This is a genomic window from Pseudomonas sp. ADAK13, from assembly GCF_012935715.1.
Taxonomy (GTDB): Bacteria; Pseudomonadota; Gammaproteobacteria; order Pseudomonadales; family Pseudomonadaceae; genus Aquipseudomonas.
Genome location: NZ_CP052860.1, coordinates 5,218,391 through 5,241,240 on the forward strand (window position 1 = coordinate 5,218,391; position 22,850 = coordinate 5,241,240).

Here is a 22,850-nt window from a genome sequence, read left to right on the forward strand (position 1 = left end):
TGATTTGCGCGAACGGCGAAGCCATGCCCGAAGAACAATAAAAACACCAACCCCCACAACACTGCCAGGAGCTAAAAAAATGAAAAAATCCCTGACTCAACTCATCACCGGCGTCGGCGTTGTCAGCAGCGGGCTGGTCCCGTCACTGGCCCATGCAGACTTCATCAAGGACAGCAGCGGTACGCTGGACTTGAAGAACTACTACTTCAACCGTGACTACCGCGAGGCGGCTTCCCAGTCGATGCGCGCCGAGTGGGCCCAAGGTTTTATCCTCGGCATCAAGTCCGGTTTCACCGAAGGCACCGTGGGCTTCGGCCTGGACCTGACCGGCATGCTGGGGGTGAAGCTCGACTCCAGCCCGGGGCTGTCCGGTACCGGCTTGCTGCAGCGTGACAGCGACAAGAATGTCTCCGACGAGTACTCCAAGCTTGGGGTGACCGCCAAGGCCCGCTTCGCCCAAAGCGAGCTGCGTGTGGGCTACCTGGTGCCGGACCTTCCGATCCTGCAACCCAACACCAGCCGTCTGTTCCCGCAATCGTTCAGCGGCACTCAGTTGGTGTCCAACGACATCAGCAACCTGAAAATCACCCTCGGGCAGATCGACCAGGCCAAGGACCGCGACTCCACCAACTACGAAGACATGAAGCTGACCACGGTGAGCAAGGTCTACAAAAGCACCGCCCTGAGCGACCAGTTCCGCTTTGCCGGTGGCGACTATTCGCTGACCCCCAACACCTTGCTCAGCTACCACTTCGCGGCGCTGGACAGCATCTACCAGCAGCAATACGTAGGCTTCAAGAACAACTTCGGCCTGGGGCCGGGCACGTTGAAAACCGACGTGCGCTACTTCAAGTCCGACAAGGACGGCGCGGGCCTGGCGGGCAAAGTCGACAACAGCGCCTTGAGCAGCCGCCTGACTTACCAGTACGGCGGCCACAGCATCGGCGGCGGCTTCCAGCAGCAATACGGCACCACGCCGTTTACCTACCTGGATGGCTCCATCACCTATCTGTTCACCGAGTACCAGTTCAGCAACTTCACCCAGACCAAGGAGCGTGCCTGGCACGCCCGCTATGACTACAACTTCGCCGACCTCGGCTTGCCGGGCCTGCTGTTCGGCATCAAGTACGCCAAGGGTGATTCGGCCGAGGTGCTCGGCTTCAACCGCGAAGGCCGCGAGTGGGAGCGCGACCTGGACCTGGGCTACGTGGTGCAGAACGGGCCTTTCAAGGGCGTGTCGATGCGCTGGCGCAATGCGCTGAGCAAAGGCAACTACTTCAACGACGTTAACGAGAACCGCGTGATGCTGGGCTACACCCTGGCGCTCTGGTAACCACCCACTGTGGGAGCGGGCTTGCCCGCGATGGCGGTGGGTCAGTCACGGAATAGGCTGGCTGACCCACCCCCATCGCAGGCAAGCCAGCTCCCACACTGATCGGATTACCAGATCAAGATAGTGTGGGCCGCCCTTACAGACGATCACGCCGGCTCGTTAATATTTCTTCAGCGTTCATCACTCGAATATCGAGATTTCCGGTTTATGAAACTTAAATCACACCCCTTGCTGCAAGCGACACAAGGCACCCACAGGCACGTGGACAGTGAGCATTACGGTGCAATGGGTGCAGGTCGAAAAATCTATATCCAGGCGGCGCTGCATGCCGACGAAACCCCGGCGCTGCTGGTGGCCGCGCAACTGCGCCGGCACCTGGTGGAACTCGAAAATGCCAACCGCCTGAAGGCTGAAATCGTGCTGGTGGCCGTGGCCAATCCCACCGGGCTGAGCCAGTACATCATGGGCGCCCCTAGCGGACGTTTCGAGCTGGGCAGCGGGCGTAATTACAACCGGGGTTTCCCGGTGCCCTATCAGGCAATCGCCGACAAGATCGAACACCTGCTGGGCCAGGACATTGACGCCAACCGCCAACTGATCCGCCAGGCCTGGGGCGAATGCCTGCTGGACTCGCAACCGCTGGATGAATTCCAGTCGCTGCAACGTACCCTGATGCTGCTGGCCCACGACGCGGATATTGTGCTGGACCTGCATTGCTCCCGTGAGGCCTCGATGCACGTGTACACCGGTGAAGCCGTGTGGGCGACCGTGGAACCGTTGGCGCGCTACATCGGCTCCGAAGTCTCGTTGCTGGCCACCGACTCCCAGGCCAACTCGTTCGATGAGGCGCTGTACCTGCTGTGGGTCAACCTGCGTGAGCGGTTTGGTGCGCGTTTCCCGATCCCGGACAGCAGCGTGGCGGTGACCGTTGAGCATCGCGGCCAGCGGGATGTGTCCTATGAACTGGCGCAGCATGACGCCACGGCGATCATTGATTACCTGACCCACCTGGGCGCGATTGAAGGCACGCCACGGCCATTGCCGGCCCTGCGCAACCCGGCGACGCCGCTGGCCGGCAGCGAACAGTTTTATGCGCCATGCGCCGGGGTGCTGGTACACCGGGCGGCAGTGGGCAGCCGCATCGAGGCGGGGCAGGCGTTGTTCGATATCGTTGATCCCCACAGTGGGCAGGTCACGACGGTCAACAGCTACAACACCGGCGTGCTGTACATGCGCCGCGATGTGCGATTTGTGAAACCGGGTGATCCGCTGGGCCGGGTGTCCGGGGCTACACCGATTCGCAGCGGCAAGCTCCTCAGCGCCTGACGCAGGACAAGTGTGGGAGCTGGCTTGCCTGCGATAGCGGCGGCATATTCGACATCAATGCCGCCTGATACACCGCCATCGCAGGCAAGCCCGATCCCACATTGGCGTTGCGCTGTTCATTCATTATTTATTCGGCAGGACTTCCCACCATGCACTCCAACCCGGCAATCACCCTCGAAAACCAATTCTGCGCCCACAACTATTCCCCTTTGCCGGTGGTGATCGTCAAGGGCGAGGGCGTCTGGGCCATTGGCGATGATGGCAAGCGCTACCTGGACATGATGTCGGCCTATTCCGCCGTCAGCCACGGCCATGTCCACCCGCGCATCCGCGCCGCCGCCGTGGCGCAGATCGACAAGATCAGCGTGGTCTCCCGGGCGTTCTACAGCGAACCCCTGGGCAACTTCCTCAAGACCCTGTGCCGCATCACGGGCTTTGACTCGGCCCTGCCAATGAACAGCGGCGCCGAAGCCGTGGAAACCGCGATCAAGGCCGCCCGACGCTGGGGTTATCGAATCAAGGGCATCCCGGCAAACCAGGCCAACATCGTGGTGGCCGACAACAACTTCCACGGCCGCACCTCGACCATCGTCGGCTTCTCCTCCGAGCCTGACTACAAGGCGGACTTCGGCCCGTTCTGCAACGGTTTCACCGAGGCGCGCTTCGGTGACATCGAGAGTTTTCGCCACGCCATCACCGCCAACACCTGCGCGGTGCTGATCGAACCGATCCAGGGCGAGGCCGGCATACGCGTGCCACCGGCGGGTTTCCTGCGAGAGCTGCGCCAACTCTGCGACGAGACCAACACCTTGTTGATTCTCGACGAGATCCAGTCCGGGCTGGGCCGCACCGGCAAGTGGTTCGCCTTCCAGCACGAAGGCATTCGCCCCGACGCGCTGATCCTTGGCAAAGCCTTGGGCGGCGGGATCATGCCGGTGTCGGCGTTCGTAGCGGATCATTCGATCATGGACCTGTTTGACGCCGGCAGCCACGGCTCGACCTTTGGCGGCAACCCGCTGGCGGCGGCCATTGGCCTGGAAGCATTGAAGGTGCTGGAAGAGGAGGGCTTGATCGATAACAGCGCGCAACTGGGCCAGTACCTGGTGGAGCGCCTGAAGGCGATGAACTCGCCGGCCATTCGCGAGATTCGCGGGCGTGGCTTGTGGGTCGGCGTCGAGCTGGACCGTGATGCACGGCCAATCTGCGAAGCGCTGTTGGCCCAAGGATTGCTGACCAAGGAAACTCACGAAAACGTGCTGCGCATCGCGCCGCCGTTGTCGATTACCCGTGAAGAACTGGACTGGGGCCTTGAGCGTATCGAGCGGGTATTCAAACAGCTATGAGCGCGTATCTCAGTCACCTCGACATCGACGGCCAGCGCTTCGCCTGGATCGACCTGCACAAGCTGCTGACCCCGGCGCAACTCCAGCGGCTGCCGTATTCCGTGCGCATCCTCCTGGAAAACATCGCCCGCTGTGCCCCTGCGTCGCTGCCCCAGGTGTTGGCGCGGGCCCTCGGCGAAGGGCCGGATTGCGAAGTGCCGTTCCAGCCCAACCGGCTGATGTTCCATGACACCACCTGCCTGCCGGCCCTGGCGGATTTCGCCGGGATGCGCGATGTGGTGGCCGAACTGGGCGGCGATCCCCGGGCGGTGAACCCGTCGATCCCGGCGGTGCTGACCATCGACCATTCGGTGATCGTCGAGCACTACGCCGAGGCGAATGCGGTGGACGCCAACCTGGACATCGACTTTCGCCGCAACAGCGAGCGTTACCGCTTTATCAAGTGGGCCCAGGCCAGCCTCGACAACTTCAAGGTGATCCCGCCGGGCACCGGGATCATCCACCAGATGAACATGGAGTCCATCGCCCAGGTGGTGTGGGAAAGCGCGCCACGCAATGGCCACGTGCTGTTGCACCCCGACTGCATGGTCGCCACCGACAGCCACACCCCGATGATCAATGCCATCGGGGTGCTGGGCTGGGGCGTCGGCGGGCTGGAAGGGCAGGCGGCGATGCTCGGTGAGCCGGTGCCGATTCCTTTCCCGCAGGTGGTGGGCATTCGCGTCACCAACGCCTTGCGCGACGGCGTGACCGCCACGGACCTGGCGTTGACGGTGACCGAACTGCTGCGCCGGCGCAGCATGGTCGGCAAGTTTGTCGAGTTCACCGGGCCGGGCCTGGCGTCCCTGAGTTGGGCGGCACGGGGCACCGTGGCCAACATGGCGCCGGAATACGGTGCCACCGTGGTGTTTTTCCCGTTTGATGACGAGACGCTGGCGTACCTGAACCTGAGTGCGCGGCCACAAGCCTTGATCAACAAGGTCTCGGCCTATATGGCGGCGCAGCCGCTGTGGCGCCGGGAGGGCGACCCCGAGCCAGTGTTTGATGAATGGATCGAGCTGGATCTGGCGCGGGTTGAACCCAGTGTCGCCGGCCCTCATCAGCCGCATCAGCGCCAGTCCCTGGCAGACGCCGGGGCTTCGTTTCATCAGCACGTGAGCGCCGACAAACAGGTGTTTTTCGAGCCGTCATTCCAGGTGCCGATTACCCATGGCGCGGTGGTGATGTCGGCCATCACCAGCTGCACCAACACCGCCAACCCGGCGCAGATGGTCCAGGCCGGGCTCTTCGCCCGCAATGCCCGCGCCCGTGGGCTGACGCGCAAACCGTGGGTCAAGACGTCGCTGTCACCGGGCTCGCGGGTGGTGGCCGATTACCTTGAAGCCGCTGGCTTGCTGGAGGATTTTTCCGCACTGGGGTTCGACCTGGCGGGCTTTGGCTGCATGACCTGCATCGGCAACTCCGGCAGCCTTGAACGCCATGTCGAGACCTTCGCCGAACAGGGCTTGAAAGGCGTGGTGGTGCTTTCGGGCAATCGCAATTTCGAAGGCCGGGTCAACCCGAAAGTCCCGGCCGGCTACCTCGCATCGCCCGCGTTGTGCGTGGCCTATGCGATTGCCGGCAGCATCGACATTGACCTGTCGGCCCAACCGCTGGCGATGGACGCTCACGGGCAGCCGGTGTTCCTGCATGAGCTGATGCCCAGCGAAGCCGAGGTGGCCGCGCAAGTGGCGGCAGTGGTGCGCCCGGCGCTGTTCCGGCAGCGCCAGCAACTGCTGTGGCAAGGCACTCACCATTGGCAAGCGCTGGAAGCCGACGGCAGCGTGCAGTTTGCCTGGCACCCCGACTCCACCTACCTGCGCCGCCCGCAGTACCTCGCCGACGTCGCGCCGGTGCCGCCCGGTTCCTTGTCCATCAGCCGTGCGCGGGCCCTGGTGGTGTTGGGTGATAACGTCACCACTGACCATATCTCCCCGGCGGGCACGATTCCGGCCGACAGCCTGGCCGGGCACTGGCTGCAGGAGCGCGGCGAAGCGCTGGCGGACCTCAATCAGTATTCGACCCGGCGCAGTAACCACGAAGTGATGGTGCGCGGCGCGTTCACCAACCCGCGCCTGAACAACCTGCTGACGCCCGACCAACCCCCGCGCCAGGGCGTCTGGGCCTGGAACACCGACCGCAGCGACTACCTGCCGCTGTACCTCGCCGCGCAAAGCTACACCGGGACGCCGACGGTCGTGTTCGCCGGGATCAACTACGGTGCCGGCTCCAGCCGCGACTGGGCGGCAAAGGTCCTGACCTTGCTGGGGATCAAGGTGGTGGTAGCCCGCAGCATCGAGCGGATTCACCGCAGCAACCTGATTGGCATGGGCGTGCTGCCGCTGGTCTTCGATGAAGGCGCGACGGTGCAGGACTTGCACCTCGATGGCCGCGAGTCCCTGAGCTTCCTCGGCCTGGACCATTTGCAGGTCGGCGAGAACCGGATCACCTTGCAGATTGACCGCCCCCACGGTGAAACCACGCGCGCCGCACTGACCTTGCGCCTCGACTCGTTGCAGGAGGTTGGTTACCTTGAACACGGTGGCGTCTTGCCCTTCGTCATTCGCAAGACCGTGCAAAGAACTGTTCAAGGAGCGCGTAATGATTGACCCGCAGGTACTGCAACAACTGGCCCCCGAGGGTGTGCTTCGGGCTGCCATCAACTTTGGCAACCCGGTGCTGGCCCAGCGCGGTGAAGGTGGCGAGCCCCTGGGCGTGTCGGTGGCGCTGGCCAGGGCCCTGGCCGATGAGTTGGGCGTGCGGCTTGAGTTGATCACCTTTGAAGCGGCGGGCAAGGTCTTCGCCGCATTGGCCGATGACCTCTGGCGCGTGGCATTCCTGGCCATCGAACCGGTGCGCGAGCAGGAAATCGCCTTCAGTGCGCCCTACGTGATCATCAAGGGCACGTACCTGGTGGCGGTGGATTCACCCTTGAGCAGCGTGTCGCAACTGGATGCTCCGGGCCAACGCATCGCCGTCGGCCAGGGCGCGGCGTATGACCTGTACCTGAGCCGCACGGTGCAGCACGCCGAACTGGTGCGCGCGCCGACCTCGGCGGGGGCCGTGGACCTGTTTATCGAGCAAGACCTGAATGCGGCGGCCGGGGTTCGGGATTACCTGCGAACCCGTGTGGATGAGCGCTGGCGTCTGCTGGAGGATGACTTCATGAGCATCAGCCAGGCCGTCGCGGTACCGGTGGCGCACGCAGCCGCTGCCGCGTTCGTCAAATCCTTTGTCGAACGGCAGAAAGCCAATGGTTGGGTAAAACAGGCGTTGTCGCGCAGCGGGCAAAGCCCGGAACTGGCGGCGCCTTAGAGCCGGCGCAGGAAGGATTTGACGATTTGCTGGGTGGCCTGGGTCGTGTCCAGGTCTTCCAGGCGGGTGAAGGGATGCCACTGGCATTCCGTGATTTCACTCAGGGGCCGGGCTTCGTCGATATTCACCACCGACGCCTCGAACACATGGTGCAGCGTGTCGCTGGCCTTCAATTCCTGCAATAACAGCAAACCGTCCACGTTCAGCCCGGTTTCTTCTTCCAGTTCCCGCGCGGCGGCGCCTGCCGGGCGCTCGTCGCGCTCGACCTTGCCACCGGGCAGTGCCCATTTCGATCGGGCTTTACGCACGAACAGGATGTGCCCGTCGTGCTCGCAAATCACCGTGGCCCTTATTTTCATCGTCTGTGCCCCTGCAGTTGGATGAATGTCATAAAAGTGTAATGCAATTGTCATGCTCAGTCTTTAACCGGCAGGGTGGAGAGGGCGCAGGAAAACACCGATACTGCCCCATCGAAAAAAACTCACTGCAAGGAGATACAGATGAACACCGTACGCTGGGGCATGATCGGCTGTGGCAGTGTCACTGAACTCAAGAGTGGACCCGCCTTCTACAAAGCGCCAGGTTCCGCGCTGGTGGCCGTGATGGGGCGCCGCGAGGAGGCCGTGCGCGATTATGCGGCACGCCATGGCATCGCCCGGTTCTACACCGACGCCCAGGCGCTGATCGACGACCCTGAAGTGGACGCGGTCTACATCGCCACACCGCCCGACAGTCACCTGGAGTACAGCCTGATGGTGGCCGCCGCGGGCAAGCATTGCTGCGTCGAGAAACCCATGTCGCTGAATGCCGAGCAAAGTGCGCTGATGCAGCGCACCTTTGAACAGGCCGGGCTGCACCTGTTTGTCTCCTATTACCGGCGTTCCCTGCCGCGCTTCCAGCAAGTGCGGGATTGGCTGCAGGACGGGCGCATCGGTGAGTTGCGCCACCTGACCTGGACCTTGTGCAAGCCGCCTTCCGAGGACGACGCCAGCAGCAGCAACTGGCGCACCGACCCGGCGATTGCCGGCGGCGGTTATTTTGCGGACCTGGCCAGCCACGGTTTTGACCTGTTCCAGTACCTGGCCGGGGATATCGTCGATGTGGCCGGGTTTACCGCGCGCCAGGCCGGGCGTTATGCCGCTGAAGACGCCGTGACCGCCTGCTGGACCTTCGCCTCGGGTGCACTGGGCATGGGCTGCTGGAACTTTGTTGCCGACCGTCGCGAGGACTGGGTGGAACTGATCGGCAGCAAGGGCCGCATCACCTTCTCGGTATTCGATGAAGCACCGTTGCGCCTTGAGGCCGAGACCCGCGAGGAAGTGGAGGTGCCCAATCACGCGCATATCCAGTGGCATCACGTGCTGGGGATGAACGCGCACATTCGCGGCGAGAGCAAACACCCGGCGCTGGCGATCGAGGCGTTGAAGACCGACCGGGTCATGGACCGGGTGCTACAGCGTAACCCCAACCTGGCTGTTTAACCGTGCTGGAATGTTCTCTTTTAAAGGAATGAACAGATGAAATGGAACGCAGCCTGGATGGGGTTGTTTCTGGTGCTGGCGGGCGCCGCCACGGCAGCACCGCGGGCGCAGGGGCAGGCGGGGGAGTTTGATTTTTATGTGTTGTCGTTGTCCTGGTCGCCGACCTTCTGCCTGACGCATCCGGACGACCAGCAGTGTTCGGGCAAGGGCTACGGGTTTGTCCTGCATGGCCTGTGGCCGCAGTACGCGAAGGGCGGCTGGCCGGCGTCGTGTGAGCCGCAGTCGCGGTTGTCGGATGCCGACTTCGCCCGGGGCAGGACGATGTTCCCGTCGCCCAGGCTGCTCAGGCATGAGTGGGCCAAGCACGGCACTTGCAGCGGCCTTGAGGCGTCAGCCTATCTGGACAAGACCGATGCCGCGCTGGGCGTGGTCAAGGTCCCGCAGCAGCTTGAGCCCTTCAACGTCCGTGGCGGCCTGGCCGCGCGGGACATCGAAGGGCTGTTTCGCGAGAGCAACCCGGCCATGGGCAACCACGGGATGGCCGTGATCTGCAAGGGCGCAGTGTTGACCGAGGTGCGGGTGTGCCTGACCAAGGACCTGGCGTTTGCCGGCTGCCCGCGCAGCGTCAAGAGCCAGTGCCGGGACGGCGAGATTCGTATCCCGACCCAACGCTGAGCGGATTCACGCGGACCCATAACCGTTATGGGTCTGCTCGATTTCCTCCACCAATCGGTCAATGCCCGCCAGGCGCGCCCGGTTGTCATGGTCCCAGGGATGAAACCCTGGCTTGAAGTAATGCAACCAGGGCAACGCCATGCGCGGGAACACGCCCTTGGGTCCGTAGAGAAACTTGAGCATCCGCCAGAAGCCCTTCAAATGCCCACCCGAACGGCGGTCGGCAAACAGCAGGCGCAGGTGGAAATCAAAGATCACCAGCCAGAAGAGCAGCGTGGTGACGAGCATGGTCCCGGTGCGCAGCAAATACCGCTTGGGCCCGGGCTTGATCACGCGGTTCCACACATCAAACGCCACGGCCTTGTGCTCGGTTTCCTCCAGGGCATGCCAGTACCACATCTGTTGGTATCCCTTGACCGAATCACCAAACCGCGACGGGTCGCTGAGGAGGATTTCCGCGAGCATCGCGGTGTAATGCTCCAGGGCAATGGTCACCGCCAGGTTGAACGAGGCGGGCATGTACTTTTTTTGCGCGTCGAGGATCATCTTCAGTCGGCGATCCAGGGTATGCGCCGGCAGCCCGGCGGCTTGCAGCAGGTCGTTGTAGGCCACGTGCTCGCGGCTGTGCATGGCCTCCTGGCCGATGAACCCCTGGATTTCTTTCTTCAGTTCCGGCTCTTCGATGCGCTGGCGGTAATGGCGCACGCTGTCCATGAAGAACAGTTCGCCCTGGGGAAACAGCAACGACAACGCGTTGAAAAAGTGGGTGATGAACGGGCCTTGTTCATGCCAGTTCTTGATGCGTTCGGCCGGCAGGGCAAAACGAATATCGCGGCGAATCGGCAACATGATCGGTACTCCAGGTCAGAGACGGTGCTCTTCGTTGGTTTCAAGGACGGGTGACGGCGCGCTGCGTTGCTTGGGCGCCATGCGCTTGCTGGCGAACACCACCAGCGCTTGATAGGCCGCCGGCAGGCAGCGGGCGAGCAGGTCCAGAAAGTAAGCATCGCGGCCAATCAGCACGCGGCGTTTGTTGTTGCGTACGCCGTGCAGAATGACCTTGGCGGCCTGGTCGGCGTCGGTGATGAACAGCTTTTCAAAGTCGGCCCGGGCCTGCTGTTCGCTGTGGATCAGGAAGCCGGTCATGTTCGCGTCGATCCGGCTGCTGCGGCAGATGTCGGTACGGATCCCGCCGGGGTGCACGCAAGTGGCCGAGACCCCGCTTTTTTGCAGGTCGAGTTCCTGGCGCAGGGATTCGGTAAAGCCGCGCACGGCGAACTTGGTGGCGTTGTAGCCGCTCATGCCGGGCTGGGCGAACAGGCCGAATACGCTGGAGGTGTTGACCACATGGCCGTCGCCGCTGGCCTTGAGGTATGGCAAAAAGGCTTTGGTGCCGTACACCACGCCCCAGAAATTGATCCCGACGATCCACTCCAGGTCGGCGTAGTCCACGCCCTCGACGGTGCTCGACAGGGCCACCCCGGCGTTGTTGAAGATCAGATTGATTTGGCCATGGTCGATGGCGCACCGGGCGGCCCAGTCCTCCATGGCCTGGCGGTCGGAAACGTCCAGCACCTGCGAGGTGACCAGCACCGGCGCAAGCACCTGGGCCTTGATCAACTCGACCGTCTGCTCCAGGCCCTGGCTGTTTTTATCGGCCAGCGCCAAGTGGCAGCCTTCACGCGCCAACGCCAGTGCCAACGCGCGGCCCATGCCCGAGGCCGCACCGGTAATCGCCGCCACGCGGCCGTTGAATGACTTCATGACAGGCTCCCTTCAGGGGTAGTGTGGGGCGGCGCCTCAGCAGGGCGCGGTGTGGACGGCAGCGGCGCCAGGCTGGCGACGTAGTCCTTGAGGGCAAAATGCCGGGTGACCTGCTTGAAGCGCCAGGTCGAGCCGGGCCACAGCGTGGTGTTCTTGCCGGTGCGCGGGTCGAGGTACCAGCTCTTGCAGCCGCCGGTGGACCAGATGGTGCCCTTGAGTTTGTCCTGCAGCCTGGCGTTGTAGGCCAGCTCCACCGTCGGCTTGACGTCGACCGTGGCGATGCGATGGCGCTGCATGTGCTGCAGGGCGTCGAGGATGTAGGTGACCTGGGCCTCGATCATCAGAATCATCGAGTTATGCCCCAGCCCGGTGTTGGGCCCGACGATCAGGAACAGGTTCGGATAGCCCGGCACTGTGGTGCCCAGGTAGGCGTGGGCGCCGTCTTGCCAGGTGTCCATCAGGTCGATGCCGTGACGGCCGATGATGCAGTTGCGGGGCAGGGGATCGGTGGCCTGGAAGCCAGTGCCGAAAATGATGCAGTCGGCCGGGTGCTTGATGCCGTCGGCGGTGATCACCCCGTCGGCCTCGATGCGCAGCACGTTGTCGGTCACCACCTGCACGTTGCTGCGCGACAGCGCCGGGTAGTAGTCGTTGGAGATCAGCACACGCTTGCAGCCGATGGTGTAGTCGGGCGTCAGGGTCGCGCGCAGGGAAGGGCGGGCCACTTGTTTGTGCAGGTGGCGCAGGGCGATTTTCTGCACCATTTTCATCAGGCCCGGGTGCCGGGCAAAGCCCACCACGCGACCTTCCAATGCCCAGTAGAACGCCCCGCGCACCAGGCGCTGGGTGAAGGGCAGGTGCTTGAAGGCCCAGCGTTCGAGGCGTGAAATCGGCCGGTCGGGCTTGGGCATGATCCACGGCGGCGTGCGTTGGAACAGGTCCAGGTGGGCCACCTGCGGCGCGATCTGCGGCACGAACTGAATGGCACTGGCGCCGGTGCCGATCACCGCCACGCGTTTGCCTTTCAACGAGTACTCGTGGTCCCACTGCTGGGAGTGGAAGCGTTTGCCCTTGAAGCTGTCCAGGCCGGGAATGTCCGGCAGCGCCGGGCGCGACAGGCCGCCCATCCCCGACACCAACACCCGCGCGCTGACCTGGCGGCCATTGCTGAAACTCAGGCTCCAGCGCTGTTGCGCCTCATCAAACACGGCCTTCTGCAGGCCCATGCCAAAGCGCAGGAACGGCGCCAGCCCGAAGCGCTGTGCGCACTGTTCCAGGTAGGCGCGAATCTCCGCCTGGGGCGCGAATTGCCGCGTCCAGTCCGGGTTGGGCGCAAAGGAAAACGAATAGACATGGGATTGCACGTCGCAGGCGCAACCGGGGTAGTGGTTGTCCCGCCAGGTGCCGCCGAGGGAGTCGGCTTGCTCGGCAATAAAGAAGTCGCTGAAGCCGGCTTCCTTGAGTTTGATCGCCATGCACAGCCCGGCAAATCCGGAACCGATGATGGCGATGTCGACGGTGTCATGGGCATTCATAGGCTGTCCCTCGTGGGCTGCTGGCGCCTTACGGGTTTCGACATCGATGTGCTCCTTGTTTTTGTTTTGTCTTTTTAGATAGAACACCATTGCAAAGAAAAATTGAATTATTTATTTTAAAAAAGATTTTAAATAATCTACCTGAAAATATCGTCTAGGCTACGACCCAGTTCCTCAAGTGCGACTTATCCGACGGACGAGAGCTTTACGCACGCAGTTAAGGTCCAGGGGTGGACGATGGCTGAGGTCTTGACCAATACCGGTCGGGCCGCCAGCAACGCAGGGATGCAGAGGACCGAGCTATGGCTGTCGAGTGGGTTGTCGCTGCGGGTGTGTGTGTAGGGCTGAGCGTAGTGTTGTGGGCCTTCAGTGCCCGGATGACACGGCGTATAGAAGCTGCTGTTCCGATCAACGGGCGCTTTCTGGAGATCAATGGCGAGCGCTTTCATTATGTAGCCGAGGGCAAGGGTCCGCCGCTGGTGATGATCCACGGGCTGATGGGCAGCAGTCGTAACCTGACCTATGCCTTGTCTGCCCAATTGCGTGAGCACTTTCGGGTGATCACCCTGGATCGTCCGGGTTCGGGTTATTCCACCCGGCATGCCGGCACCGCCGCCGACCTGCCGGGACAGGCCCGGCAAGTCGCCAGCTTTATCAAGACGCTGGACCTGGATAAGCCGCTGGTGCTGGGACATTCCCTCGGCGGGGCGATTTCCCTGGCCCTGGCGCTGGACCATCCCCACGCGGTGTCCGGATTGATCCTGGTGGCGCCGCTCACCCATCCCCAGCGCATGCTGCCGCTGGTGTTTATGTCGTTGGCGATACGTCCCGGATGGTTGCGGCGCTTCATCTCGCACACCCTGACCATGCCCCTTGGGATGTTGACCAAGGAGGCGACCGTCAAAGGCGTGTTCGCCCCCGACCCGGCCCCGGCAGACTTTGCCACCCGCGGTGGCGGGTTGCTGGGCATGCGGCCCGATAACTTCTATGCCGCCTCCACCGAGATCAACCTGGTCAACGATTTCCTGCCGGACATGGTCAAGCGCTACCCGCAGCTGACCTTGCCGATCGGGCTGATCTATGGCGCTCAGGACAAGGTGCTGGACTTCCGCAAACACGGCCAGGCCCTGGCCAGCCGGGTGCCGGGCCTGAAGCTGCAGTTGGTGGAAGGGCGCGGGCACATGTTGCCGATTACCGCCGCCGAGCGTGTCACCGCGGTGGTCGAGCAGGTGGCCAAGCGCGTCCGGCCTCCCGAAAGCGCCACGGTTTTGCATCCGCCGTTTGCGTTGGCGAGCAAATAATTGTGCTACCGAACTCGCGGTTCGACCCCGTCAATGCTTGCCCTAGACACCTGACCAAACGGCTGAAAAACAGACTGCCCGGTCACGTTCAAAAGGGTTCAAAAATTTAGTTGACGACCTAACGATTCCGCGCTATTTATTTAAAAAAATATTTCAATGTCTAATTTGAAATAATTTTTGAAATGCCTAAGAGCGAATAAAATAATGAAAAAAACGCCTTTTATCGCATGGTTGAATTCTCGGAGCTGTCACCGCTCCGTGTACCTGTTCAGTGTTGATTTTTGCTCCCTGCCCACCTGCCTCGTGCGGAGGCTGCCATGAATCAGACCCTGGCTGCCCCGAATGTCTGGACCGACGGCAAGCGCCACCTGTGGTGGCTCGGCATCATGCCCTTGGCAACCCCATTGCTTTCCGGCGCCCTGGCCATCTCCACAGGCGTACAACAACTGTGGTGGGTCGGCGTACTGGTGATCTTCGGCCTGATCCCGTTGATCGACGGCCTGCTGGGTGAAGACGTCAGCAACCCGCCGGAATCCGCCGTCAGCAACCTCGAATCCCAAAGCTACTACCGCTGGATCGTCTACACCGGCGTGCTGTTCGTCATCTCCTCGGTGGTGATCACCGGGTGGCTGGCGGCAGGCGGCATCGACTGGATCATCAGCGGCGGCCTGTTGAATGCCACCGCCACCCTGGACCCGTCGAGCTGGCTGGCGAAAACCGCCGCCTTCATCACCGCCCGTACCCAGCTGCATGGTGAGATCAGCTGGTTCACCTACCTGGGCATGGCGATGTCCACCGGCGCCGCCACCGGTATCGCCATCAACACCGCCCATGAACTGGGGCACAAGCCGCGCCTGCTGGAAATCGTCCTGGCCAAGATCACCCTGGCGCCGACCTTCTACGGGCACTTCTACACCGAACACAACCGGGGCCACCACGTACGCGTCGCCACCCCGGAAGACCCGGCCAGCTCGCGGTTGGGGGAGAGCTTCTGGGCCTTCCTGCCACGCTCGGTGTGGTTCAGCGCCCGCTCGGCGTGGAACCTGGAACGTGAACGCCTGCGCAAACTCGGCCTGCCGGCCTGGCACTGGAAGAACGCCGTACTCAGCGCGTGGATGTACAGCGTGGTGTTGTGGGGCGCGATGATTGCCTGGCTGGGGGCGGCCGTGATTCCGTTCCTGATCATCCAGGGCATCTACGGCTTCTCGCTGCTGGAAGTGGTGAACTACGTCGAACATTACGGCCTGAAGCGCCAGAAGTTGCCCAACGGTCGTTATGAACGCTGCTCGCCACGCCATTCCTGGAACAGTAATCGGATTGTGACCAATATCTTTCTGTTCCAACTACAGCGTCATTCCGACCATCACGCCAATCCAACCAGAAGTTATCAGTCCCTGCGTCACTTTGATGAATCGCCGCAACTGCCATACGGTTATGCCAGCATGATTGTCTGGGCCTATGTACCGTACTTGTGGCGACGACGCATGGACCATCGGGTCCTTAATCATTATGCCGGGGATATCACCCTGACCAATCTTCAACCTTCACAGCGTTTGAAGTATCTGGAGAAGTACAGCAACACCGCCAGACCCTTCTAATGTAAAGCAGTCAGTTGTAAGGCGTACTCGGGATCTGTGTATCGCGCAGGTTTTTATCGCCCTGAATAACCGGTTTCGAGTACGCCTTAGTTGCAAAAAGTTTGTTTGACCCGAACAAAAATAAAATTAAGGGAAGGACGTACACCATGCAAACCCCTGCCAAATTTACGACGCATATTGTATTGGCCGCCCTGGGCCTGATCGTTTACCACCAGGCCCAGGCTGCCCGTATCGAACCCGCCGGCAGTGCGTTTACTGCCCAGGGGCCCATCAGCTTTTCCAAGGGCGCGCTGATCAGCGCGGACTGCACCATCAAGGTCGCCGGCAAGGTCGCGGCGGATGGCTCGTCGGTGAATGTCGACAAAGTTGAATTCGACGGCGGCCTCAAGTGCAGCCGGGTGGAAGCGATCAACTTGCCGTGGGTATTAGTGGCCAAAGACACCAAGAGCGGCTCGATGTCGAAGATTGCCGTGGATGTGCACGCCTTTGGCCTGGGCGGCAAATGCGGGCCCTCTACCGCCGACGGTACCTGGGATAACGCCACTGGCAAGTTGGAAGCTGTCAATGTGCCGATCGGCGAAGACTGCAAGATCAAGACGGTGTCGATCAAGATGCCGCCAAGTTTCAAAGTAGTTGAGTAACAGTTGGATGTTGTAGCGGTAATTGAATTGAAATTTGGCTGGAAAGGGAAGTTCTGCAGATTCACCGTGACCTCTCGATCATGGCCATTACCCCTGGCGAAATGACTCGCCATAACATGTGAGGAAAAATAATGAAAAGCTTGAAAACCCTCGTTTGTGTAGGTTCGTTTGCGTTGTGCTTCGGCGCAGCCTCGATGGCCAATGCTGCCTATACCATTGCTCCGGCAGGTTCGGCCTTCGGCACTACCGGCAGCATTACCGTGAAGTCGCCGGCGTCGCTGCAGCAGCCTGTAACTTGCAATATTGCTTTCGCCGGGCAAGTGGCGGCTGATGGTTCCTACGCTCAGATCAACAGTGCGACCGTCACGGGCAGCAACCCTCTGTGTGGTGTTCCAAAACTGCTGAACCTGCCATGGAAACTGCAAGTGACCGCCGGTGCCAACCCAAGCTATACCGGTACCGTGTCGGTGAACTTCTCGGTTGTCTCGAGTTGTGCGTCGGCTGCCGTGCCAATCGCAGTGACCTGGAACAACGGCTCCAACCTCCTGAGTATTGCGACACAACAGACAGTAGGGTCTTGCACCATTACCGCGCTGACTGCAACGCCGAACCCAGCATTCGTCATTTCGCCATAAGTACCGCTCTGCGCAAGACGTGATGATCACACGTTGGAACAAGCAGGTGCCTCGTCAGAGGCACCTGTCGAGGTAAGCCCGATCGGGGTTAACGCCCGTGATGGAAAAATAATAAGGAGTGGGGCATGAATAATAAGAAACAACAGGCTCAAGCGTTGCTCAGCCTGGCATTGCTGGGCGGGCTCATGGCAGCGGCAGGGTCGGTCCAGGCCGGCGGCTTCGCGACTCCGACCTATGGTGCCCAAGGGTGGGGGCGTGCCTTCGGGGGTGGTTCGCTGTTTCAGAACGATCCATCAGCGGCGTTCAACAACCCGGCGGCCATGGCCTTTATTGATCGCAACGTTGCCGAACTCACCGTTAACTATGCGCGGATCAACGTCAAGTACAAAGGAACCGAAAAGGACTATGCCGGCAATGCGCCGCAACTGGTTGACCCGGATACTCAGATCGGCACGCCCAATGACAACACAGGCGGGCAGGGCGGCTTCACGGCTTGGGTACCGACCGGATTTGCGGTGATGCCGATTGGCGATCGCTTCGCCTTTGGTCTGAGCCAGGTGGTGCCCATGGGTGCACGTACTACATGGGATTCCGACTGGATCGGACGAGATTTTGCAGTCGACACGCGCATTGAAACGGTTGGCCTGACGGGCGCGCTGTCGTTCAAGGTGAATGATCAGTTTTCCATTGGTGGTGGTGCAATTGTTCAGCACACCAAAGGCTTCGTCAGTCAGAACATAGACCTTTATGCCGCGGCGGCCGTGTCTCCGATCGGCATTCCGTTTCCTTCCGGCGTCGGCCATTCGTTGATGCGCGTCAAGGTCGACAATACCTCCGTCGGCTGGTTTGGCGGCCTGGCCTGGAAGCCTACAGACAAAGACACCTTGGGCCTGGCCTACCACGCCAAGATCAAGAACAAGCTGGAGGGCAAATACAATATCTACGCTGACCCCTTGAGCCAGTCGCTGATTGAAGGCGGTCTCCCAGGTCTTGCCTACCCGGGTCTGGACCTTAAGCTCAATGGTGCCAACGCCACCACACAACTGGATATCCCGGCCAACGCCACCATCGACTGGGTCCACCAGTTCAATGACCGTCTCAGCCTGGGTGCCAGTGTCATGTGGACCCAATGGTCGTCGTTCAAGGCGCTGACCTTGAAGTCTGACGGTAACCAGATTGTGTCGATTCCTTACAACTACAAGGACGCCTGGATGGTCTCCCTCGGCGGCGACTACAAACTCACCAACGACCTAACACTGCGCGCCGGTGTCGCCACCGACCAGACGCCAACCCGCAACTCCACCCGTGACCCACGTATCCCGGATGGTGACCGGATCTTCACTTCCCTGGGCTTTGGTTACAAAGTGCGCGCGATTCCGGGGTTGGGTATCGACGGTTCCTACTCCCACCAATTTGTGGAAAAAGCCAAGCTGCAAACCCACAACCAGGACCGCCTGGGCGCTGCGACCCTGGATGGCAAGGCAGACGCGTATGGGGACGTGGTTAGCATGGCGATCTCCTACGAGTTCTGATCCACCGTTGTGACGGGTGTCGGTGTAAGCCTGCAGTCAGCGCATCTTTCTGCCACGTCTCACACTGACATTGCATCGACGGGTCGCCCACGCGACCCGCTCCGATCCCTTTCCCACTGACCCGGCCGGCTGATCCATTCAGCCGTTGATTTTTTCGCCCAAGCATTAAATAAAAATTTCAAAACAAAATTTGAATTTATCTTTTCAAGTTTGTAGTGTGGCTTTACGTCACAGGTCATTCCGATCTGCTTGGGCGTTGGCCGTACCCTGAATTGAGTAGAGGTATCCCCATGGTTATCTGGTTATTGGCGGGACTCGCAGCAGCGATTGCCCTGGCGTATAGACAAGCCGCCGCCACCCTCTGGCTGGGTGTCGGCCTGGCCTGGCTGGCGGTCGGTTACCTGTTCAACGTGGTCGCCGGTTTCGGCGCCAGTGTGGTGGCGGTGCTGGTGCTGTTGCCCGCGCTGCTGCTGACGATCAAACCCCTGCGCCGCGCCCTGTTGACCAGCAAGGCCCTGGGCCTTTTCCGCAGCATCATGCCGGCGATGTCCGACACCGAGCGCGCCGCGATCGAGTCCGGCACCGTGTGGTGGGACGCCGAGCTGTTCAGCGGCAAACCCCGCTGGGAACGCCTGCTGCAAGCCGCGCCGGCAAGCCTCAGCGCTGAAGAACAGGCGTTCCTCGACAATGAAGTCGAGACCTTGTGCGACATGTCCAACGACTGGGAAACCACCCAGATCTGGCAAGACATGTCCCCCGAAGGCTGGCAGTACACCAAGGACGCCGGTTTCCTCGGCATGATCATTCCCAAGGAATACGGCGGCAAAGGCTTCTCCCACTATGCCCATTCCCAGGTGGTGATGAAGCTGTCTACCCGTTGCTCGGCGGCGGCGATTTCGGTGATGGTCCCCAACTCCCTGGGCCCGGCCGAACTGTTGCTGCACTACGGCACCGACGCCCAGCGCAACTATTACCTGCCACGCCTGGCCCGTGGAGAAGACATCCCGTGCTTCGCCCTGACCAGCCCGTATGCCGGCTCCGATGCGGGGGCGATTCCGGATCTGGGCATCGTCTGCAAAGGCCAGCATGAAGGCGAGGAAGTGCTGGGTTTTCGCGTGACCTGGGACAAGCGCTACATCACTCTCGGCCCGATTGCCACGGTGCTCGGCCTGGCCTTCCGCGCCGAAGACCCGGATGGTTTGCTCGGCCAGCCTGGCTCCCTGGGCATCACCTGTGCGTTGATCCCCACGTCCCATCCGGGGGTAAACAGCGGCCGGCGTCACTGGCCACTCAACGCCGTGTTCCAGAACGGCCCGACCACCGGCAAGGACGTGTTTATCCCGCTGGAATGGGTGATCGGTGGCCGCGAGCAAGTCGGCAACGGCTGGCGCATGCTGATGGAATGCCTGGCAGCCGGCCGGGCGATTTCCCTGCCATCGGCCAACGTCGGCCTGGGCAAGGTGGCCGTGCGCGGCACTACGGCGTATGCGGCAATGCGCAAGCAGTTCGGCCTGCCCATCGGCAAGTTCGAAGGCGTACAGGCGCCCCTGGCGCGCATGGCCGGGCATCTGTATGCCTGCGACGCGGTGCGCAAGGTCTCGGTGGCTTCACTGGATGCCGGTGAAAAACCGTCGGTGATTTCGGCCATTGCCAAATATCACGTCACCGAGCGGGCACGCATCATCGTCAACGACGGCATGGATATCGTCGCCGGCAAGGGCATCTGCATGGGCCCCAACAACTTCCTCGCGCGGGCCTACCAGCAAAGCCCCATCGCGATCACGGTGGAGGGTGCGAACATCATGACCCGCTGCCTGATCATCTACGGCCAGGGCCTGATCCGTTGCCATCCCTATGTGTTCCGCGAGATGGAAGCGGCGCGCAACACGGACCGGCGCAAGGCCCTGGTGGACTTCGACAGCGCGATGTTCGGTCACCTGAGCTTTGTGCTGGCCAATACCGTACGTGCAGCGGTGCATTCGCTGACGGGCGGACGGCTGATTTCCGTGCCGGGCAAGACCGACCCGGCGCTGGCGTCCTACTACCGCCAGGCCAATCGGCTGTCGGTGGTGCTGGCCCTGATCTCGGACATTTCCATGGGCGTGCTGGGCGGTGCCCTCAAGCGCAAGGAAAGTATCACCGGGCGGCTGGGGGACATTCTGTCCCAGCTGTACATCCTGTCCTGCGTGCTCAAGCGTTTTGAGGATGATGGCCGGCCCCAGGCCGATTTGCCGCTGGTGCATTGGGCGGCGCAGGACGCGTTGCTGCGTGCTCATGAAGCCCTGGCTGAAGTGCTCGATAACTACCCGTCGAAAACCGCCTCGGCCGTGGTGCGTGGCCTGACGTTCCCGTTCGGTATCCCGCAGCGCAAACCATCGGATCGCCTGCTGGCCCAAGTGGCAGAGCTGGTGCAGATCCCGGGCGAGACTCGTGACCGCTTGCTGGGCAACTCCTATATCCCGCGGCCGGAAATCGACAAGCTCGCCTATGGTGAATTGGCTTTGCGCCTGCTGCCGCAGGTGGAGCTGATCGAGGCGCGGCTCAAGGGCGCGATCAAGCAAGGCCTGATCGAACCGATGCCGATTTCCGGCGCGGCGTTTACTCCGTGGCGGGTCAAGGCGCGGGCGCTGGACCTGATCAGCGAGGACGACGACAGCTTGCTGGCGCGCTACGTGGAATACGGCGATCACGCGATTCAGGTGGACGACTTCCCGCAGGACTTCGGTTTGCTGGAAGCCTTGCAACAGCGCCAGCAGGCGCTGGAACAGGCCGCCAAACCGAGCGCAAGACGCCGCGCCAGCCAAGGCGAAAACGCGCCGGTCAACTGACTGGAACTGGAGGAATACGGTCAATGTGGGAGCTGGCTTGCCTGCGATGCAGACGCCGCGGTGTATCCGTTACACCGAGGCGATGCCATCGCAGGCAAGCCAGCTCCCACAGGGGGTCGGGTTTCCATGGCAACACCGTGTTGTGAGTGAGTTTACCCATGAGTGACAGCTACCTTTCTTTCGTCAATTCCCCCTGGGGAGCCTGGCTGGCCCGCACTGCCGGGCTGCCCCAACCCCTGGCATTGCAACGTCACCGCAGCGGCCAACAAGGCCTGGCCAACCCGGTTATCGTCGCCGGGGCAGGGCGCCTGGGGGCGCAAATCCAGCGCATCTTCACCGCCACCGATACAGTGACCGCCACCGCTGCGACCCTCAAGGCGCCTTCCACGGTCAAGGTCCAGGGCGCGGTGTTCGACGCCAGCGACATCGCCGACCTCAAGCAACTGGACGAGCTCTACGAGTTCTTCCACATCAATGGCAAGCGTCTGGGGCAACACGCCCGGGTGGTGGTGCTCGGCACCGCGCCGGAGTTGTGCAAGGACCTGCCCCAGGCCATCGCCCAGCGCGCCCTTGAAGGTTTGGTGCGCTCACTGGCCAAGGAACTGCGCCGGGCGATCACGGTGCAGTTGATCTACGTCGCACCGGGTGCCGAAGGCGCGCTGGAGAGCAGCCTGCGGTTCTTCCTGTCGCGGCGCTCGGCCTATGTCTCGGGGCAGGTGGTGCGTCTGGAAAACCCGGTGGACACCCAAGCCGAGATCAACTGGGACAAACCCCTCAGCGGCCGCCGCGCCCTGGTCACCGGCGCTTCCCGTGGCATCGGGCTGGCGATCGCTCAGGTGCTGGCCCGCGACGGTGCGCAAGTGGTCTGCGTGGACGTGCCCCAGGCCCAGGACTCGCTGCAACAAGCCGCCAGCAGTGTCGGCGGCACTGCGCTGGCGCTGGACATCACCGCCACTGATGCCGCGCAACAGTTGCAAGCCCATATCAGTCAACACGGTGCCTTCGATGTGGTGGTGCACAACGCCGGGATCACCCGCGACAAAACCATCGCCAAGATGACCGAAGCCGCATGGCGCAGCGTACTGGCGGTGAATCTCGAAGCGCCGTTGCACCTGAGCACCGCGCTGCTGGAAAGCCAGGGCCTGAAGCCGGGTGGGCGGATTGTGTGTGTCTCGTCGATTTCCGGCATCGCCGGCAACCTCGGCCAAAGCAATTACGCCACCTCCAAGGCCGGGGTAATCGGCCTGGTACAAGGCCTGGCACCGCAGGCGGCGGCGCAGCAGGTGACGGTGAATGCGGTGGCACCGGGCTTTATCGAAACCCAGATGACCGCAAAGATCCCGCTGATGATTCGCGAAGCGGGGCGGCGGATGAATTCCATGTCCCAGGGCGGGCAGCCCATCGACGTGGCGGAAACCATCGCCTGGCTGGCGCATCCGGCTTCGGGCGGGGTCAATGGCCAGGTGGTGCGGGTCTGCGGCCAAAGCCTGTTGGGAGCCTGACA

At 62.0% G+C, this 22,850-nt stretch carries 18 protein-coding genes; 14 read left to right on the top strand and 4 right to left on the bottom strand.

What is annotated here, in order from left to right:
• The first annotated feature begins 79 nt into the window (after positions 1 to 79).
• The 5 genes from HKK54_RS24160 (at position 80) to HKK54_RS24180 (ending at position 7,356) form a co-directional block, all read left to right on the top strand.
• Entirely contained in the window at positions 80 to 1,333 is a 1,254-nt protein-coding gene (locus HKK54_RS24160) for an OprD family porin (protein ID WP_010173219.1), read from the top strand.
• Between the two features lie 207 nt (positions 1,334 to 1,540).
• Positions 1,541 to 2,659, top strand: a complete 1,119-nt coding sequence (locus tag HKK54_RS24165; RefSeq protein ID WP_169388077.1) for a succinylglutamate desuccinylase/aspartoacylase family protein — start codon at positions 1,541 to 1,543, stop codon at positions 2,657 to 2,659.
• A gap of 149 nt (positions 2,660 to 2,808) precedes the next feature.
• Positions 2,809 to 4,002: an ornithine--oxo-acid transaminase gene (gene rocD / locus HKK54_RS24170; RefSeq protein WP_169388078.1), complete on the top strand. Its 1,194-nt coding sequence runs from the start codon at positions 2,809 to 2,811 to the stop codon at positions 4,000 to 4,002.
• Positions 3,999 to 6,650, top strand: coding sequence for an aconitate hydratase AcnA (gene acnA, locus HKK54_RS24175; RefSeq protein WP_169388079.1), 2,652 nt, complete (start codon positions 3,999 to 4,001; stop codon positions 6,648 to 6,650). Before rocD ends, acnA begins: the two co-directional genes overlap by 4 nt.
• Complete coding sequence (locus HKK54_RS24180; protein WP_169388080.1) at positions 6,643 to 7,356, top strand: transporter substrate-binding domain-containing protein; 714 nt, start codon at positions 6,643 to 6,645, stop codon at positions 7,354 to 7,356. The genes acnA and HKK54_RS24180 overlap by 8 nt, the downstream gene beginning before the upstream one ends.
• Here the strand turns inward: HKK54_RS24180 and HKK54_RS24185 are convergent.
• Entirely contained in the window at positions 7,353 to 7,715 is a 363-nt protein-coding gene (locus HKK54_RS24185; protein ID WP_169388081.1) for an NUDIX hydrolase, read from the bottom strand. The two genes, HKK54_RS24180 and HKK54_RS24185, sit on opposite strands and share 4 nt — an antisense overlap.
• 141 nt (positions 7,716 to 7,856) lie before the next feature.
• Here HKK54_RS24185 and HKK54_RS24190 point away from each other — a divergent pair, with 141 nt between their 5' ends.
• Complete coding sequence (locus tag HKK54_RS24190; RefSeq protein WP_169388082.1) at positions 7,857 to 8,837, top strand: Gfo/Idh/MocA family protein; 981 nt, start codon at positions 7,857 to 7,859, stop codon at positions 8,835 to 8,837.
• A gap of 36 nt (positions 8,838 to 8,873) precedes the next feature.
• The gene (locus HKK54_RS24195; protein WP_169388083.1) at positions 8,874 to 9,512 is read left to right on the top strand and encodes a ribonuclease T2 family protein; all 639 of its coding nucleotides are present in this window, start codon (positions 8,874 to 8,876) and stop codon (positions 9,510 to 9,512) included.
• Between the two features lie 6 nt (positions 9,513 to 9,518).
• Here the strand turns inward: HKK54_RS24195 and HKK54_RS24200 are convergent, their stop codons facing one another.
• Genes HKK54_RS24200 through HKK54_RS24210 form a run of 3 tightly spaced genes read right to left on the bottom strand, consistent with a single transcriptional unit; the run spans position 9,519 to position 12,811 of the window.
• Complete coding sequence (locus HKK54_RS24200; protein ID WP_010173206.1) at positions 9,519 to 10,361, bottom strand: metal-dependent hydrolase; 843 nt, start codon at positions 10,359 to 10,361, stop codon at positions 9,519 to 9,521.
• Between the two features lie 15 nt (positions 10,362 to 10,376).
• Positions 10,377 to 11,276, bottom strand: a complete 900-nt coding sequence (locus HKK54_RS24205) for an SDR family NAD(P)-dependent oxidoreductase (protein ID WP_010173205.1) — start codon at positions 11,274 to 11,276, stop codon at positions 10,377 to 10,379.
• A complete protein-coding gene (locus HKK54_RS24210) occupies positions 11,273 to 12,811 on the bottom strand; it encodes a flavin-containing monooxygenase (protein ID WP_169388084.1) in 1,539 nt (512 codons plus the stop codon). The genes HKK54_RS24205 and HKK54_RS24210 overlap by 4 nt, the downstream gene beginning before the upstream one ends.
• A gap of 302 nt (positions 12,812 to 13,113) precedes the next feature.
• On the opposite strand from HKK54_RS24210, the gene HKK54_RS24215 reads away from it, so the two are divergent.
• The 7 genes from HKK54_RS24215 to HKK54_RS24245 all read left to right on the top strand — a co-directional run bounded on the left by HKK54_RS24215 (position 13,114) and on the right by HKK54_RS24245 (position 22,848).
• Positions 13,114 to 14,112 (top strand): alpha/beta fold hydrolase, encoded by a 999-nt coding sequence (locus HKK54_RS24215; protein WP_169388085.1) that lies wholly within the window; start codon positions 13,114 to 13,116, stop codon positions 14,110 to 14,112.
• Between the two features lie 317 nt (positions 14,113 to 14,429).
• Positions 14,430 to 15,710: an alkane 1-monooxygenase gene (locus HKK54_RS24220; RefSeq protein WP_169388086.1), complete on the top strand. Its 1,281-nt coding sequence runs from the start codon at positions 14,430 to 14,432 to the stop codon at positions 15,708 to 15,710.
• Positions 15,711 to 15,856: 146 nt separating this feature from the next.
• Positions 15,857 to 16,351 carry an alkane oxidation protein activator PraA gene (praA, locus tag HKK54_RS24225; RefSeq protein WP_010173198.1) on the top strand — a complete coding sequence of 165 codons (495 nt, stop codon included), beginning with the start codon at positions 15,857 to 15,859 and terminating at the stop codon, positions 16,349 to 16,351.
• A 131-nt stretch (positions 16,352 to 16,482) separates the two neighbouring features.
• Positions 16,483 to 16,986, top strand: coding sequence for an alkane oxidation protein activator PraB (gene praB, locus HKK54_RS24230; RefSeq protein ID WP_010173196.1), 504 nt, complete (start codon positions 16,483 to 16,485; stop codon positions 16,984 to 16,986).
• Positions 16,987 to 17,111: 125 nt separating this feature from the next.
• A complete protein-coding gene (locus HKK54_RS24235; protein WP_169388087.1) occupies positions 17,112 to 18,518 on the top strand; it encodes an outer membrane protein transport protein in 1,407 nt (468 codons plus the stop codon).
• Positions 18,519 to 18,808: 290 nt separating this feature from the next.
• Positions 18,809 to 21,346, top strand: coding sequence for an acyl-CoA dehydrogenase (locus HKK54_RS24240; protein WP_169388088.1), 2,538 nt, complete (start codon positions 18,809 to 18,811; stop codon positions 21,344 to 21,346).
• Between the two features lie 158 nt (positions 21,347 to 21,504).
• Positions 21,505 to 22,848, top strand: coding sequence for a 3-oxoacyl-ACP reductase (locus tag HKK54_RS24245; protein WP_169388089.1), 1,344 nt, complete (start codon positions 21,505 to 21,507; stop codon positions 22,846 to 22,848).
• Positions 22,849 to 22,850: the final 2 nt, after the last annotated feature.

Excerpts from the sequence above, each read along its gene's own strand:
- HKK54_RS24160 (WP_010173219.1), top strand. The coding sequence starts at position 80 with ATGAAAAAATCCCTGACTCAACTCATCACCGGCGTCGGCGTTGTCAGC.
- HKK54_RS24165 (WP_169388077.1), top strand. The coding sequence starts at position 1,541 with ATGAAACTTAAATCACACCCCTTGCTGCAAGCGACACAAGGCACCCAC.
- rocD (WP_169388078.1), top strand. The coding sequence starts at position 2,809 with ATGCACTCCAACCCGGCAATCACCCTCGAAAACCAATTCTGCGCCCAC.
- acnA (WP_169388079.1), top strand. The coding sequence starts at position 3,999 with ATGAGCGCGTATCTCAGTCACCTCGACATCGACGGCCAGCGCTTCGCC.
- HKK54_RS24180 (WP_169388080.1), top strand. The coding sequence starts at position 6,643 with ATGATTGACCCGCAGGTACTGCAACAACTGGCCCCCGAGGGTGTGCTT.
- HKK54_RS24185 (WP_169388081.1), bottom strand. The coding sequence starts at position 7,715 with ATGAAAATAAGGGCCACGGTGATTTGCGAGCACGACGGGCACATCCTG.
- HKK54_RS24190 (WP_169388082.1), top strand. The coding sequence starts at position 7,857 with ATGAACACCGTACGCTGGGGCATGATCGGCTGTGGCAGTGTCACTGAA.
- HKK54_RS24195 (WP_169388083.1), top strand. The coding sequence starts at position 8,874 with ATGAAATGGAACGCAGCCTGGATGGGGTTGTTTCTGGTGCTGGCGGGC.
- HKK54_RS24200 (WP_010173206.1), bottom strand. The coding sequence starts at position 10,361 with ATGTTGCCGATTCGCCGCGATATTCGTTTTGCCCTGCCGGCCGAACGC.
- HKK54_RS24205 (WP_010173205.1), bottom strand. The coding sequence starts at position 11,276 with ATGAAGTCATTCAACGGCCGCGTGGCGGCGATTACCGGTGCGGCCTCG.
- HKK54_RS24210 (WP_169388084.1), bottom strand. The coding sequence starts at position 12,811 with ATGAATGCCCATGACACCGTCGACATCGCCATCATCGGTTCCGGATTT.
- HKK54_RS24215 (WP_169388085.1), top strand. The coding sequence starts at position 13,114 with ATGGCTGTCGAGTGGGTTGTCGCTGCGGGTGTGTGTGTAGGGCTGAGC.
- HKK54_RS24220 (WP_169388086.1), top strand. The coding sequence starts at position 14,430 with ATGAATCAGACCCTGGCTGCCCCGAATGTCTGGACCGACGGCAAGCGC.
- praA (WP_010173198.1), top strand. The coding sequence starts at position 15,857 with ATGCAAACCCCTGCCAAATTTACGACGCATATTGTATTGGCCGCCCTG.
- praB (WP_010173196.1), top strand. The coding sequence starts at position 16,483 with ATGAAAAGCTTGAAAACCCTCGTTTGTGTAGGTTCGTTTGCGTTGTGC.
- HKK54_RS24235 (WP_169388087.1), top strand. The coding sequence starts at position 17,112 with ATGAATAATAAGAAACAACAGGCTCAAGCGTTGCTCAGCCTGGCATTG.
- HKK54_RS24240 (WP_169388088.1), top strand. The coding sequence starts at position 18,809 with ATGGTTATCTGGTTATTGGCGGGACTCGCAGCAGCGATTGCCCTGGCG.
- HKK54_RS24245 (WP_169388089.1), top strand. The coding sequence starts at position 21,505 with ATGAGTGACAGCTACCTTTCTTTCGTCAATTCCCCCTGGGGAGCCTGG.